This is a genomic window from Desulfosediminicola ganghwensis (genome assembly GCF_005116675.2).
Taxonomy (GTDB): domain Bacteria; phylum Desulfobacterota; class Desulfobulbia; order Desulfobulbales; family Desulfocapsaceae; genus Desulfopila; species Desulfopila ganghwensis.
The window spans coordinates 3,788,725-3,803,074 of the sequence record NZ_CP050699.1; the positions used below are offsets into that span (position 1 = coordinate 3,788,725).

General features: G+C 41.0%; 13 protein-coding genes and 1 pseudogene. 5 read left to right on the forward strand and 9 right to left on the reverse strand.

The window, feature by feature from the left end:
* Nucleotides 1-17 precede the first annotated feature (17 nt).
* Nucleotides 18-605: an IS30 family transposase gene (locus FCL45_RS16120; protein ID WP_167495813.1), complete on the forward strand. Its 588-nt coding sequence runs from the start codon at nt 18-20 to the stop codon at nt 603-605.
* Between the two features lie 270 nt (nt 606-875).
* On the opposite strand, the gene tnpC is transcribed toward FCL45_RS16120, so the two are convergent.
* From tnpC to tnpA, 3 genes are all read right to left on the reverse strand, one after another.
* Entirely contained in the window at nt 876-2,447 is a 1,572-nt protein-coding gene (tnpC, locus tag FCL45_RS16125; RefSeq protein WP_420811227.1) for an IS66 family transposase, read from the reverse strand.
* 62 nt (nt 2,448-2,509) lie between these two features.
* The gene (tnpB, locus tag FCL45_RS16130) at nt 2,510-2,857 is read right to left on the reverse strand and encodes an IS66 family insertion sequence element accessory protein TnpB (protein WP_136800062.1); all 348 of its coding nucleotides are present in this window, start codon (nt 2,855-2,857) and stop codon (nt 2,510-2,512) included.
* Entirely contained in the window at nt 2,854-3,192 is a 339-nt protein-coding gene (gene tnpA / locus FCL45_RS16135; RefSeq protein ID WP_136800063.1) for an IS66 family insertion sequence element accessory protein TnpA, read from the reverse strand. Before tnpA ends, tnpB begins: the two co-directional genes overlap by 4 nt.
* 112 nt (nt 3,193-3,304) lie before the next feature.
* Between tnpA and FCL45_RS25335 the strand changes: the two are divergent.
* A pseudogene (locus tag FCL45_RS25335) lies at nt 3,305-3,415 on the forward strand (IS30 family transposase); the annotation flags it as partial.
* A gap of 195 nt (nt 3,416-3,610) precedes the next feature.
* On the opposite strand, the gene FCL45_RS16140 reads toward FCL45_RS25335, so the two are convergent.
* The 6 genes from FCL45_RS16140 to rffA form a co-directional block, all read right to left on the reverse strand.
* A complete protein-coding gene (locus tag FCL45_RS16140) occupies nt 3,611-5,002 on the reverse strand; it encodes a hypothetical protein (RefSeq protein WP_136799867.1) in 1,392 nt (463 codons plus the stop codon).
* Nucleotides 5,003-5,075: 73 nt separating this feature from the next.
* On the reverse strand, nt 5,076-5,636 hold the full coding sequence (locus tag FCL45_RS16145; protein ID WP_136799866.1) for a DapH/DapD/GlmU-related protein: 561 nt from the start codon (nt 5,634-5,636) through the stop codon (nt 5,076-5,078).
* Between the two features lie 366 nt (nt 5,637-6,002).
* A complete protein-coding gene (locus tag FCL45_RS16150; protein ID WP_136799865.1) occupies nt 6,003-6,368 on the reverse strand; it encodes a hypothetical protein in 366 nt (121 codons plus the stop codon).
* 6 nt (nt 6,369-6,374) lie between these two features.
* The gene (locus FCL45_RS16155) at nt 6,375-7,127 is read right to left on the reverse strand and encodes a sulfotransferase family protein (RefSeq protein WP_136799864.1); all 753 of its coding nucleotides are present in this window, start codon (nt 7,125-7,127) and stop codon (nt 6,375-6,377) included.
* The gene (locus FCL45_RS16160; RefSeq protein ID WP_136799863.1) at nt 7,120-8,046 is read right to left on the reverse strand and encodes a glycosyltransferase; all 927 of its coding nucleotides are present in this window, start codon (nt 8,044-8,046) and stop codon (nt 7,120-7,122) included. Before FCL45_RS16160 ends, FCL45_RS16155 begins: the two co-directional genes overlap by 8 nt.
* A 60-nt stretch (nt 8,047-8,106) precedes the next feature.
* Entirely contained in the window at nt 8,107-9,300 is a 1,194-nt protein-coding gene (gene rffA / locus FCL45_RS16165; RefSeq protein WP_136799862.1) for a dTDP-4-amino-4,6-dideoxygalactose transaminase, read from the reverse strand.
* A 795-nt stretch (nt 9,301-10,095) separates the two neighbouring features.
* On the opposite strand from rffA, the gene FCL45_RS16170 reads away from it, so the two are divergent.
* From FCL45_RS16170 to FCL45_RS16180, 3 genes are all read left to right on the forward strand, one after another.
* The gene (locus FCL45_RS16170) at nt 10,096-11,028 is read left to right on the forward strand and encodes a lysophospholipid acyltransferase family protein (RefSeq protein ID WP_136799861.1); all 933 of its coding nucleotides are present in this window, start codon (nt 10,096-10,098) and stop codon (nt 11,026-11,028) included.
* Between the two features lie 229 nt (nt 11,029-11,257).
* A complete protein-coding gene (msbA, locus tag FCL45_RS16175; protein ID WP_136799860.1) occupies nt 11,258-12,985 on the forward strand; it encodes a lipid A export permease/ATP-binding protein MsbA in 1,728 nt (575 codons plus the stop codon).
* A gap of 137 nt (nt 12,986-13,122) precedes the next feature.
* On the forward strand, nt 13,123-14,328 hold the full coding sequence (locus FCL45_RS16180) for an O-antigen ligase family protein (protein WP_136799859.1): 1,206 nt from the start codon (nt 13,123-13,125) through the stop codon (nt 14,326-14,328).
* Nucleotides 14,329-14,350: the final 22 nt, after the last annotated feature.

Below are 14,350 nucleotides of genomic sequence, written 5' to 3' on the forward strand. Positions count from 1 at the left end.
ACCAACGCCAGGATTGCATGAAACAACATAAACACCACCGACAACCAACTCTTGAACAAAGATACCAGATTTCAAGACTTCGTAAAGCAGGTATGAGTCTCAGAGCTATAGCCGATGAGGTTGGAATCAGTTGCAGCACAGTAATCAGAGAACTTAGCAAGAACTCTACTGCTGATGGCTATAACGCTGATGCTGCGCAAATATCAACCAATAAAAGACGATCAGAAAGCCATAAACACAACAAACGATCTCCTGAAACTGATCGTATTATTTCTGAATCTTTATCGCTTGGCTTGTCTCCTGAAGCAATCAGTCAGAGGACGAAAGTTGAATTGTCGCCTGAATCGGTCCTATGCCATGGCACTATCTACACAAGTATTTATAACAATAAAGCGCGTGGAGGGAGGTTATTCAGTCGACTGCCAAGGCATGTTAAAAAACGTTGGAAAGGCGGTAAGAGAAGACACATGGCGGGAGCTTCGTTGATACCTCAACAACAAGATATTTCAAAAAGACATACAATTTTGGACAAACGCAGTCGTATAGGTGACTGGGAAGACGACACTGGCCTCGGCAAGAAGGGTTTACCTGGTGACACTCCTTGATCGAATCAACAGGTTCACATTTGTTCTACGAGTTTCTAAGAAAACTAAAAATTAGGCGGCCTCAGCAATGGCAGCGTTGTTGAGCAGAGTGCAGGAGGTCCGCACAATAACCCTTGACCACTGTTCGGAATGTGCATTCATTCAACCGCTTCCGTAGCGGCGGGGGCGGGAACTATTTTTCCAAAAAAAAGCGAGTTGGTAGCGTGGACCTAATAAAAACTCAAATAGCAGGATTAGGCGCTTCTGGCCCAAGGGATTTGTAAGCGGTAATTAAACCCCACTCACATTTCCAGCTATTCGTAGATCGTCAGCTTTTAAATTCATCGGCAAAAGTTTCAACAGCTCTGAACGAGATTCTGCAAACGGTAATTTTTCAAATAGATATCGAAGGTAGTTATACGGTTCCAAATTATTGGCCTTGGCTGTTTCAACCAGGCTATAGATCACGGCGCTCGCCTTAGCACCTTCCTGTGTTCCTGCAAACAGCCAGTTTTTTCTGCCAACGACAAATGGGCGTATTGCGTTCTCAGCGGCATTATTGTCCGGCGTCATTTCAGGAATATCGAGGTAGACCAATAAGCGTTTCCACTGGTTGAGGGTATAATTCACCGCAGATCCAAGCAAACTCTTCGGTGTCACTTGGCTAGACTTTTTGCTCAGCCAAAGGAAGAAATCTTCCAGAATCGGCCGAGCCTTTTTTCGACGCAAGGCAAGCAGGTCTTCATCTGCAAGACCTTGTTTAGCTGCCTCTTTTTCAATTGCATAAATTTGTCGAATATAGTTCAGCGCTACATCGGTGCTGCCCGCCTTTTTGGTTTTGCCACGACCTTTTTGTGCATCAACAAATTTACGGCGAACATGAGCCCAACAGCCAGCGTGGGCAATATTCGGTTGCGTATCAAGAAAGTCGTACCCAGCGTAACCATCTGATTGCACGGCTCCACGATATCCCGCAAGCAGCTCCCTTGCAATTTTGGCTGAACGACTTGGAGCATAATGATAGATCAGGCCGGGATGATGTGGATCACCACCGCGACATATCCACATATACGATTTAGTTGTTGGTGACCGCCCCGGTTCAGCCAGAACCTGAACCGAGGTTTCATCGATATTGATTAACGGACCGGAATGAATCTCTCGCCACAGCAGTTCAAGAAGTGGTGTGCAGGCACCGGCAGCTTTCATTGCCCAATTAGCCATGGTTGCCCTGGGTATTTCAGCTCCCAGCCGGGAAAATTGTCTTTCCTGCCGGTAAAATGGCAGTGCATCACAGAATTTTGCAGTAAGTATATGGGCGAGTAAGCCCGCGGTAGCAATTCCCTTGCTGATAATCTGCTTTGGCGGTGGTGCAATTTTCACCACTGGCCCTTCAGACTCCAATCCTTCACAGGCTTTACAAGCATATTTAGGGCGAATATGACGCACAACCCGTATAATAGCTGGGACGATATCCAACTTTTCGGAAATATCCTCACCTATACGATCCAGCTCCGCCCCACAATTGCAGACTTTATCATCTTCGGGAATGTCATGTACGATTTCGACCCTGGGCAGGTTAGCCGGTAACGGCTTGCGGCCTCGTTTCGCTCGAGTATGTTCAGGGACTTCAACAACCTCGGCAACTGGCTCAACCTCAGGTTCAGGCATGTCAAAGAGAGGCAGTTGCATCACGCCTGCTTCGGCTCCTCCTTTTTCACTTTTTTTGCCAAACAGTTTGGCATAGAGTAGACGAACCTGCTCTCGTAAAAGCTCGGTTTCCCGCTCGTAACGACGTTGGGTTTCAACGAGAAGTCGTTTGAGTTCTGCCGGGTCATCAGGAAGGTTTGCTGTATCGAAATTCATGTGTGCAATATACCACATAAACATTGCCATAACAGCTAGTTCAAGCAATATTTCCATAAATATTATGATACTGAATTGTAGCTAAGTTGCATGTGAGCCTGTTGCACATCAAGCCCATGTAAAAGCCACTGCAAAGCAGTTTCATGGACTTCAATTACCTCTTCTTCTGATTCCGGCCAACGAAAGACATCTGCCTCAAGTCGTTTTTGCCAGATGCAAAAACCATTTTGATACCAGTAAAGGATCTTGACCATATCCCTTTTCCTATTACAGAAAGCGAACAGACTGCCCGAGAAAAGATCGAGGTCAAACTGATCTTCAACAAGAAGAGACAAACCGTTTATTGACTTGCGCATATCGGTAACCCCGAGAGCAATGTAGACTCGGACATTTGCTGGAGTGGGAATCATGTTAGCTGCTCCAGGGTCTTCACAGCTTTTTTCAATTGTTCGGCGCAGAAGTCACTCTGAATTTCGAGCTTAAATCGATTGACATGTACTGCGATGCTAGCAGGAGAAGCCGTAACAGGATTATCTGGAAGTGTTGCTGGTACAGTAAGTGGGTAAAACGCAACCTGCCTATCATTCAGGTTTTTTAGTTTGCGCTTCCAGTAGCCAAATGTCGCCAGAGCAATGCCGTGCGATTGACAATAGGTTTTCTGACTCAGATTACTTGATTGCCAAGCAGTGATATGTTTTTGCCAGTATTCCTGCTTCTGCTGTAGTTTCGAGATTGTGCCGTTCACGATGTATACCTCCTTGGTTATGGTGAGGCATACTGGAACATGAATTTATAGGACTGAAAAGATGGGGTTTATTGGTCGCTTACAGGGATTTGATATCTCAACTCCGTCTGAGCAGGAAATAGAGGATAGGATTTTACTGTTAAACCTAACACCGAGAAAGGTACTTGGAGGGCGAACTCCCCTGGAAACCTTCTCAGGTAACAGTGTTGCACTTATTACTTAAATCCAGCCCATTCGCTGATTTGTTAAAATCAGCCTGACAAGCAAGGTAAAGCAAGAGTTTCACCACAACTTGCATTGTGGAATTAACTATGAGACAGCAGTGAGAGAATATATTAGGGACTCTATTCCTGCTGGGTATGATATTCATGCCTGGCAAATTTCGCCCGTCGAAATACTCTAATCTAGCCAGAAAATATTATCTTACCAGATGACCTTCATCCTTATTAAAAAGGGAGAGGTTATTATTCTTCAAAAAAACTAGGTCATCATAAGCGTTATTGTATCCATAGACTCTATGATATTTCTCAAAGGGTATTTGACCAGCAGCTTGCCGATACAGTTTATCCGTATATATTTCTCTAGACCTATTCACGTATTTCAAACCTTTCCAGCGATCAACAACAAAATTCCCTTCTATTGAAATACACACTAACAGTACAATCACTTTTGTCATATTTAACACGACTGCTTTCCTATCAGAACTCAATGCAGCTACAATCCAAACTAACCCTATACCCGCTAACTGATAAGCTATAAAGTATCGATGAGGAACACTATTCCATCTAGCACCTGATTCCGGCAGATATCTATTCCAACAACAAGCCAAGTAAAATAGTGAAGAAAAAACTATCAAACACAATGGAAAAACATCATATCTCCACATTTTTCTTATTACATACAATACAACATAATACAAGTAAACAACAAGAAGGCAAATACCAACTATAGAGGATAATTTCAATGTATTTGCATTATATTTCATGATCGGAATAAATGAAGAAGTAACACTGATAAGGGTGGTTGTAATGAAATTCTCAATATTTTGGGAAAAACCTTCAATCGCTTGTATTATTGATATTCTATTTCGTGATTGATAATATGAAATATTCTTCAATAACGAAATAGCCACCATTAAAACTAGACCTTGTATCAGCCACAATGCTAGCATAAACCTTTCCCTATGAGATAGGTAAAATATCACTGTCAAAAACAAGGTGGAACATATAGCCAATATAGCAATATCCTTATTAAGGACAATGAATATTGTTGCATAGGCAGCGAAAACAGACAGCAAATAGCCCACGTCATTTTGCCCATAATAGCGATTAATCACCTTACTAAAAATCAGGAAATATATAATAGCAAGAAAGTAATGAATATTCGCAGTGGCCAATATTGACCACGTAAACTGTGATGAAGTTGCGAAGCTGAGAGACAGAAGTAGGACCACAATTGTCCAGCACAAACTGACTTTTTTTTGCGACTTTATGAAATTATACATCAAGACAATAGAAATAATAATTCTGAATATAATGCCGCAAATCAACTCGTATTTAAAATTCAAATCTAAAAATTTAGCATTGACAAATAGCAAAACTACTCGTAAGGGATTTGGATGCAAAGGCCCCCATAACATCCCAATTTCATAATCCCCCGCATACAAGGGTTCCAAATGCAATCTAATATAACGCCAAGAATCACCAATCGGATAGGGGTGATCTACAAAAGACACATATAACAGCAAGTGCAAATGTAAAATCACTAGTATTAAGCATGCGAGTAATATTTTATAATTGTAATTTTTCATTAATTTTTCTTAGCGATTATATGTATATAATTATCAAAATCACATATAATAAAAATATATAAAAACAGATTTATTACCCCGTAAACATACTATAATTATGTTTAATTACTCGCGCGGGGACGCCGACAGCAATACTATTTGAAGGTATACTTTTTGATACGACACTACCAGCTCCTACAACACAGTTGTCACCTATTATTACTCCTGGAAGCACGGTAGTATTACCTCCTAACCAAACATTTTTTCCTACAATTATGTCACCACCAGTTGGTATCTTAAAATTGGCAACATCATGCCCTGAGGCAAAAAAACATACATTCGGTCCTAGATAAACATCATTACCGATTTTAATCATATTTCCACTCTTATAAGCAGGAAAAAATTGACCACCTCGATTTATTGACACATTACTGCCTATCTCAACTAACCATGGGAATTTAATAAATATATTGTAGTCAAAAACGACCTTTTCACCGCATTTTTTGACCATATGCTTATAAATCACATTCCGAATAAATGGTGGCATAAAGTCCAAGACAAACTGAAACCAAAACAAAATATATGTAAACATTTGGTTAACAAACCGCATACGAGATTGATCTTTATAAATACAATCTTTGAATGATTCCATCATAAGCACCTAATGCATTCTTTTCATGACAAATTCTAGACATTAAACATTATTATACCAACAATAATAATAGATATTGCTATGCGTTGTTTCATTGATATAACTTCTTTAAGGAAATAATTTGATAACAACAGAACCAGTACATGAGTCAAAGCCGTGCTCATATACACAAACGACAAGGGAAGATTGATCAATGAAAAGTAACTAAAAAAAGGTACTAGCAAAAACAGTATAAGAGCGCCTATTAAAAAGATACTGGAAGACTTAACGTGGTACATCCTGAATAACAATTGAGCCATCGATGTAGAAATTATAGCTAGAGTCAAGAATAAATATGATGAGACACTTGATATGTGCATATATTTTCACCTAATCATACAGAACTTCCATCTTTTTTCCAACTCCTATAAGCAAAACTACACCTAGCGTTATCAAACCAGTACCCATAATTTCATTAAACCCTATCTGATCCCCATAATAAACAGAAACCACTAGTATTACTGGAAAAAATACACTTGATAAAGGGTAGGAATAGGAAAGTTGATAACGTTTATGTATAGCCGACCACAAAAATAGGCGAGCAATATTTATTATTAATACTGAAAATACAATAGTTATTTTTCCCGGAATTACAGAATACCTGAAACTAGTCGCTTCCTTTAGCAATATTGCGCTAATAACACTTAATATCACTGCAATAATCACCAAAATTAAAGCAAGAATATTTTTCCCCATTCCACGCTACCGCCACATCGAAGTATCTATTCCATACTTGCATTCCAATCCTTTATTACTCACCATGAAAATCTCATCTAATCTAGATTTAAGATTTTGATTTAACATTACATTATACCCTTTGCTCCTAGCGGGATTTACTATCTCATTTATATGGGGTGAAGAATATGAACCATCCACCCCAATCCTTTTGTACAAATTGGATATTTCTTCCTTGTCACCAACCATTTTTTCAAAAACTATAAATATCATATTATCCTTACCAAATACTTGTTCCCAAATGGGTAAATATTTAACATAATGTCCTCTTTCTGTGTACGCATAGGGATTTACTGATATATTTAATTTTCTCCAATGCTTCGAACGTGCCTCCTCACATTTTATTGCATTTTCAAAACTTAAAGATTCAAGGCCATTATTTACGGTAAATTGGTAATTAGATATTGCCCTCTCAATAGGATCTCTTAGTGACACGATTATCAAGCAATTAGGGATAACAGCTTTAATGGCCCTAGCGGACGCAACCTTTTCAATATACGACGTACTTTTTTCACCAAGCAACTGATATTTATTAGAACTCATAAAATATCGCTTATAATAAGCGCTATACCCATTAACAATATTTGCTTGATCTATAAAATATTTCGGTTCAGGCTTAACCGGTTTGGCCATAAACACTTCAGGGTGAGAATCAAGGATCTTATATAAATACGTTGTGCCAGATCGTTGCGCCCCAATTATAACAAAATGCCTATGCATTTATGGACTCTTTGACATGATAACTAGCTCCTCTGCTAGTTTGATTAATCAATCTTATCAAATACTCTCCTAACATTCCAATAACTAAAAGAGTAATACCATTAAAAAATGATAACAACACCACTACGGTTGCCCACCCTGCAACAGACGTACCTAAAAACATTGCTTTTAATAAGTAAAAACCTGCAAGGAGAAAGCATATAAATGAAAATGCAAATCCAAGTCCAGTTACAAAACGAAGTGGATAAGAGGAATAATTAAACAAAATCCTCATAAGCAGTTTTATAATTTTAACTGCATTATAACCGCTTTTACCATTACCCCTAGGGTGGTGTTCCACTTCTGTGTTTCCAGGGTTAGCTGAGAACATTATTGTCAATCCAGGAATATATGGATATGCAGTATGGTATTCACATATCCTTTCAACGACATCTCTCCTAATAACTCTAAAGTTTGTTATGGTAACATTACTTGGCTTATTAAATAATTTTTGATTCAGGTAATTAACGAACCTTGTACCAATTTTTCGATGTAAAGCATGCATTTTTTTATTGAATTTTCCAAAGACCACATCATGGCAATTATCGTCATGAATTTTATTTATTAATTTAGATATTTCACTTGGTGGATTTTGTAAATCATCATCCATTGTAATCAAGTAATCCCCATTCGACTCTTTAAATCCACAAAAATTCGCTGTATGTTGACCGTAATTTTTTAGTAAATCAAATACCTTAACCCTTTCATCCATTAATGCTTTTTGCTTTAGCACATTCCAACTACCATCGGTACTCCCATCATTGACTAGAATAATTTCGAAATCCAAAAGATTAGAGTCAAAAAATAGAATTGTTTCATCTATTGTTTTACCAACGATTTTTTCACTATTATATACCGGTATCACAACACTATATTTCATGACTTTATAAATGGATTTAATTAATATTAGAAATATATACTTATTTTGCCCAATGAATTCTTAATTTACTCCATTGATTATACTTGCAGGGACCTTCGGTAATCTACGTATCAACTTTCTAATATTTTTATGTAGCGACAATATGATTTTTTCCTGTTGCCACTCTTTAATTCCCACCCAAAGAGGCAACCGGAGAACCTTACTTGAGTAATAATCTGTTAGGACAAGTTTTCCTCCACATCTTCCTAACTTTCTTCCAGCTGGACTAGAGTGCAGGGGTACATAATGAAATACCACCCCTATCCCTTCTTTCCTTAATTCAGATATCAATTTCTGCCTGTTAATAATTGGAGCAAGAAGAATGTAATACATATGTGCATTATGCTCGCATTCTCGAGGAACAATAGGTCTTCGTAGCAACCCATCTTTTTCCATACTTTTTAGCCCTTCATGATACAGATTCCAGCTAGCCAATCTATTCTTAGTTATAGATTCAGCTTCTTCCAACTGCGCCCATAAAAACGCGGCAATAAGTTCACCAGGCAAAAAAGACGAGCCACAATCCTGCCAAGTGTACTTATCAACATCACCTCTGAAAAACTGACTTCTATTTGTTCCTTTCTCTCGGATTATCTCAGCACGGGCAATCATGCTTTGATCATTTACCAACAGTGCCCCCCCCTCACCCGAGATGACATTTTTCGTTTCGTGAAAACTGAACGCCCCGAGATCCCCAAAGGTTCCCAGTGCTCTGCCTTTATACTTGGCCATCACGCCTTGAGCCGCATCTTCGATAACTTTCAAATTATACCGGTCTGCTATCTCTAGAATGGTGTCCATCTCACAAGCGACGCCCGCATAATGTACCGGCACTATCGCCTTTGTCCTTGGTGTGATAGCATCTTCGATTAGCCGTTCATCGATATTTAGCGTATCTTCACGTATATCGACAAACACAGGTACTGCCCGGCGTAGTACGAAGGCATTCGCTGTTGATACAAAAGTATATGAAGGCATTATCACTTCGTCTCCCTCATCTAATTCCAATAACAACGCAGCCATCTCTAGAGCTGCTGTACATGAGTGAGTTAGTAATGCCTTTCTAGTTCCTGTTAATCTTTCCAACCAGGAATGACATTTTTCTGTGAAGGGCCCATCTCCCGCAAGCTTTCCATTAAAATGACATTCGGCTATATAAAATAGCTCCTTCCCTGTCATGTAAGGCCAATTAAAAGGGATTGCGTTATCAGACATAAGAGCTATTCCTTTAAGTAGTCAATACTTCAAACGTATATCTCCTTATTACCCCAGCCCATGCTGTCCTAACTGTCACCAATTCGAAGCAGTTATTGGCGGTACTTTCCTGCATTTCCCTATGATATTTTCTTGAAATTGCGTTATCCAATTGCTAAAAGACGCCAATGTCACCTAGACCGTTTTGAGTTAGGCAAAAAACGTAATTACTCATAATTCTTATCTGAGCAATTGATTTCATAACTCTTTACAGTGAAGAGAACTGATCCTGTAGGCATAGAAGCACTCGATTGCAACTAACCTCACTCAACAGGAATAAATTAGATACAAACCATTATGTAATTCGTTCATCACCTTGGGGTTGGGGTCGATAGCTGATGCCAGTTCAATCGGCTAAAATTTTATACCTGAGATTCAGCGACTCCAAATTTGCCTAACAAAATTCTTGCACAGAAAATCTATATTTGGAAGTATTTTCAATACAAAATGTCATAATCAGATGAAGATAGCAGATATACAGCTACTTTGTGATTTCTCAATCATGGTTGCCATGATAAACATCTAACACAATCATGGATTTAATCTTACAATGCGATATTACAACTCAAGTTCAATACGCCAAACTCTAAGGAGGGCGTATTCACTACCCTCCCCCTCTTTGCTCTTGCCCTTTGAAATTACCACACTATACTAGCCATTCATCTGCAACGAGCACGGAAAACGCACCTAGTGCGCTGTTAGATCTAACAAAATGGTAGGCGGATAGCCAACCCAGCATCAACCAAAAAGGGAAGAATGAGTATCTCACTTAAACATCGTATCGAATATGGCACACTCCGCTCGATAATCTTCATCATCAACCTTCTTCCCGTGCCAGTTATTCTTGGTTTTTCTGGTCTGCTTGGCCGACTTGCCTGGATTATTTACCCCTTTCGTCTCGACGTAGCCTACAAAAACCTCTCAACGATTCTCCCTGGTCAACCAAAGAAAGACAGGATGGGGATATTACGAAGGACATACATCCAGTTCGCTCAGACCTTTGGCCTGATATTCATTCTCCACAGAAAAAAGATGATGGAGCAGATTGCCAACGCTGAAATCAGTGGTCTTGATAAGGTTGAGAAGGCCCTTGCACAGGGTAAAGGTGCAATACTGACCACCTACCACGGTTGTTGGTTCGAAGCATATTTCGCCTGGTTTAATAAAACGAATTTGCCAACTACCCTGATTTATCAAAAGCAGAGCAACCCCCTTTCGAACCAATACTTTGTTAGGCAGCGTACCAGATATGGCAACGCTTTGCATCATCTAGATAGTGCTTCAGGCATGAAAGCCTACGAAGAAGCCCTGGCCAAAAATCATTTGCTGATTGTCAGTCTCGATCAGCGCTACAGCGCCAAGGGTACAGACGTCCTCTTCTTCGACACCCCGCTCAAGTGCGCTAAAGGTACCGCTGTTCTGCATATGCGGACCAAGGCCCCGGTACTGACAAGCGTCTACTATATGAAGAATGGTAAGCTTCACATCGATTTCGACTCTGTTGATTTGCCCGATTATACGGAGATAAGTGAAGACGCTATCCAGGATCTCACCACCCGTGCCATCAGCAAGTATGAAATGCACATCCGCAATTACCCTGAACAATGGTTCAGCCTTTTTCACAAACTCTGGACGAAAAAGGGTTATGACAAGGTCAGTAGAAATTTTCGGGATCTCATTTTTTCTTAACCCTAAAACTATATCAAGGCAACATTTCACTCCACCTTGATTTTACGGTACAATACCGTGATGCGACACTGGGATATATCGCATATCATACTCCTTTCTGCAAAATACAGCTTTGGGATTCTGCTGAAGTGGTGTAATACTAAGCGATTTTCCAATCGCTGTTTGGCCGTAGCTGAAGCAATTGCCGGTCATTAAAAAGCGAGAATTCTTAATATAATTCACATAACACATGTCTAATAAAGAAATTCTCAAGAAACTGTATCAAGTAATACGTCCCTATCGAGTTCAGCTGGCAGTGGCAATGGTCACCATGATCTTCTTTGCCTCTTCCACAGCCGGGCAAGCGTATATCCTGAAACCAGTAATCGACCAGATTTTTGTCGAAAAGGACCTCTCTGCTCTCGCAATGTTGCCTTTCGGTATAATCGGCATCTTTCTCCTGAAATCGATTACCTATTATATTTACACATTCCTGCTGGAGAGAGTTGGTCAGTCTGTCATTCGCGACATGCGAATTCGAGTCTTTCACCATATCCACCAGCAGCCTGTCTCTTTTTATAACGACTACTCGACCGGTACTCTGATTTCGCGAGTCATATCTGATGTCTCTCTCATGCAGCAGGCTGTATCCAATGCCCTCGTGAGCTGTATCAGGGATACCTTTTCTGTAATATTTCTCATCGGCTTAGTCTTCTTCCTGAACTGGCGCCTCTCCCTGGTCATCTTTATTATCCTGCCTATTGCCGCAACGGCCATAGTGAAGTTTGGTAAAATTTTCAGAAAACTCAGTCGACGTTCCCAGGAAGAGACAGCAAAGGTTTCAGACAGACTTTATGAATCCATTACCGGCAACCGAATTGTAAAGGCCTTTACCCGCGAAGATTACGAAGATCAGCGCTTTGGCAACCAGATTAACACCCTTTTCAACATCACCATCAAGGATGCAAAGTATCGTACTATGCAGCATCCGATCATGGAACTGATTGGCGGTCTGGCCATCGCTCTCATTATCTGGTTTGGTGGTAAGGAAGTCATCCAGGGGACCGCAACACCTGGTACCTTTTTTGCCTTTATCACTGCACTTATTGCCGCCTATGAGCCGATTAAAGGTATCAGCAATATCAATCCTGCTATTCAAAGAGGACTTGCTGCCTCAACCAGGGTTTTTGAGTTGCTGGATATAGAACCTGCCATTAAAGACAAACCGGGCGCTCAAGAGCTGAAACCGTTTACCAATTCCATCGATTTTAAAGATGTCAACTTCAGCTACGAAGATGGTACCCAGGTTATCCAGGGGTTGAACCTCACGGTACCCAAAGGTGAGGCCCTGGCTATTGTTGGTTCAAGCGGTGGCGGCAAGACCACTCTTACCAACCTGATCCCACGCTTTTTAGATATAAACGAAGGGCAGATCCAGATAGATGGCGTAAATATACAGGATGTAACCTTATCATCCCTGCGCCGGCAAATAGCCATGGTTACCCAGCAGACCATTCTCTTTAATGACACTGTCCGCAACAATATTGCCTATGGTGATCTTGATGCTTCCGAGGAAGATATTCGCCGGGCAGCGTCTGCCGCCCATGCCCTTGACTTTATAAATAAACTACCAAATGGTCTTGATACTCTCATTGGAGAAGGCGGTGCCCGTCTCTCCGGTGGAGAACGTCAGCGTCTTTCTATCGCACGTGCAATTCTAAAGAATGCTCCTATACTCATTCTCGACGAAGCAACCTCCGCCCTTGACACCGAATCTGAGCGAGAGGTTCAAAAGGCTCTAGAAAACCTGATGAAGGATAAGACCACATTTGTCATTGCACATCGTTTATCTACTATAATAAACTGTGATAGAATCATAGTTGTAAAGGGTGGTAAAATAGTTGAGCAGGGATCACATAACCAACTTCTGGAGCTGAACGGCGAATACGAAACCCTATACAATATGCAATACACCTAGCCCCAATCTCCCACGAGATTGTAATCTCAACAGGGGCTGGCAAACAACCTTTGTCACAATAAACACGTTTCCTTCTGTGATATTTGCTGGATGATCCAGTTTTATCGCAGAAGGCATGCTGCAGTCAGCCGACCGCTATGACAAGAATGAAGCAATTCAGGAATGTTACTAGTATCGCCGGACAATACTCAGTCGTTGCGGCCTGTTTCGCAATACCGCTCTCAACTTCGGCCATGGGGCTGTTTGCCGGCCTGGCCCTGATCTTCTGGCTTCTTTCCGGTTGCATAACAACTCTGCCAAGAGATCTCATCCGCAACCCGGTAATACTAACCGCCACCGCGTTGTTCTTTTTACTGGCCGTTAGTACACTCTACTCTTCAGCATCGCTATCAACCAGTCTGGACGCCTTGATGAAATACAGGGAGTTGCTCTACCTCCCTGTGGTATTCGCTCTGCTGAACCAGCAAAGCCGATACGCAATATTAGCGAAAAACGCATTCATCGCAGGCTGCATCATACTTCTCTTCATTTCGTACGGGATGTATTTGTCGCTCATCCCCACCCATAAATTCGGATATTCCCTGCTCTTTCACATTACCCACAGCTTTTTCATGGCAATCCTGGGGTTCTTTGCCCTGCACAATGCCTTCGACTCAAAACGCTACCGTATAGTCTGGCTTATCGTATTCGCTTTAACGGCGTTCAATATAATTCAGGTAGCACCGGGAAGAACCGGCATGGTAACCTTTATCGCGCTGACCTTTCTGACTTTCGTCCAACGCATTTCTTCCCATCATCTGGTTCTGGCAACACTTGCGACTTTGGTCTTTTTTTCCACGGCATTTCTTTATTCGGACAATTTCTCATCCAGAACACAGATCGCTGTGGCAGAAATTCAGAATTACACACCGCAAAAATCACGAACCTCGATAGGTCAACGCTTTGACTGGTGGTTTAACAGTTTGGAAATGATTAAAACATCACCGCTATTCGGTCATGGTGTAGGATCTTTCGCCGTAGAACAGGCGAAACTCATTAAAGGCAAGCGTACCACCCCGACAGAAAACCCCCATAACGAATATCTTCTCCTTGGCAGCCAAATCGGTACAGTTGGTGTCGCTCTCTATATTATGCTGCTATCTTCCCTGCTCTATGGCGCGCGCAATCTTCCTGCACGACAGAAATACCTTCTTCAAGGCGTAGTTCTTGCCATGGCAATTGGATGCCTGATGAACTCGTTCCTATATGACTCACACCAGGGACACTTTTTTGCTCTTCTCTCTGGATTATTTCTGGCACAGACTTCCAGCAAAGTCCCCATTGAGAACACTCATCATCCTTGAGAACATCTGTTTTTTTATGTTA

Bases quoted from the DNA above. Each gene is read 5' to 3' on its own strand.
- FCL45_RS16120 (WP_167495813.1), top strand. From the start codon at position 18: ATGAAACAACATAAACACCACCGACAACCAACTCTTGAACAAAGATAC.
- tnpC (WP_420811227.1), bottom strand. From the start codon at position 2,447: ATGAATTTCGATACAGCAAACCTTCCTGATGACCCGGCAGAACTCAAA.
- tnpB (WP_136800062.1), bottom strand. From the start codon at position 2,857: ATGATTCCCACTCCAGCAAATGTCCGAGTCTACATTGCTCTCGGGGTT.
- FCL45_RS16140 (WP_136799867.1), bottom strand. From the start codon at position 5,002: ATGAAAAATTACAATTATAAAATATTACTCGCATGCTTAATACTAGTG.
- FCL45_RS16145 (WP_136799866.1), bottom strand. From the start codon at position 5,636: ATGATGGAATCATTCAAAGATTGTATTTATAAAGATCAATCTCGTATG.
- FCL45_RS16150 (WP_136799865.1), bottom strand. From the start codon at position 6,368: ATGGGGAAAAATATTCTTGCTTTAATTTTGGTGATTATTGCAGTGATA.
- FCL45_RS16155 (WP_136799864.1), bottom strand. From the start codon at position 7,127: ATGCATAGGCATTTTGTTATAATTGGGGCGCAACGATCTGGCACAACG.
- FCL45_RS16160 (WP_136799863.1), bottom strand. From the start codon at position 8,046: ATGAAATATAGTGTTGTGATACCGGTATATAATAGTGAAAAAATCGTT.
- rffA (WP_136799862.1), bottom strand. From the start codon at position 9,300: ATGTCTGATAACGCAATCCCTTTTAATTGGCCTTACATGACAGGGAAG.
- FCL45_RS16170 (WP_136799861.1), top strand. From the start codon at position 10,096: ATGAGTATCTCACTTAAACATCGTATCGAATATGGCACACTCCGCTCG.
- msbA (WP_136799860.1), top strand. From the start codon at position 11,258: ATGTCTAATAAAGAAATTCTCAAGAAACTGTATCAAGTAATACGTCCC.
- FCL45_RS16180 (WP_136799859.1), top strand. From the start codon at position 13,123: ATGACAAGAATGAAGCAATTCAGGAATGTTACTAGTATCGCCGGACAA.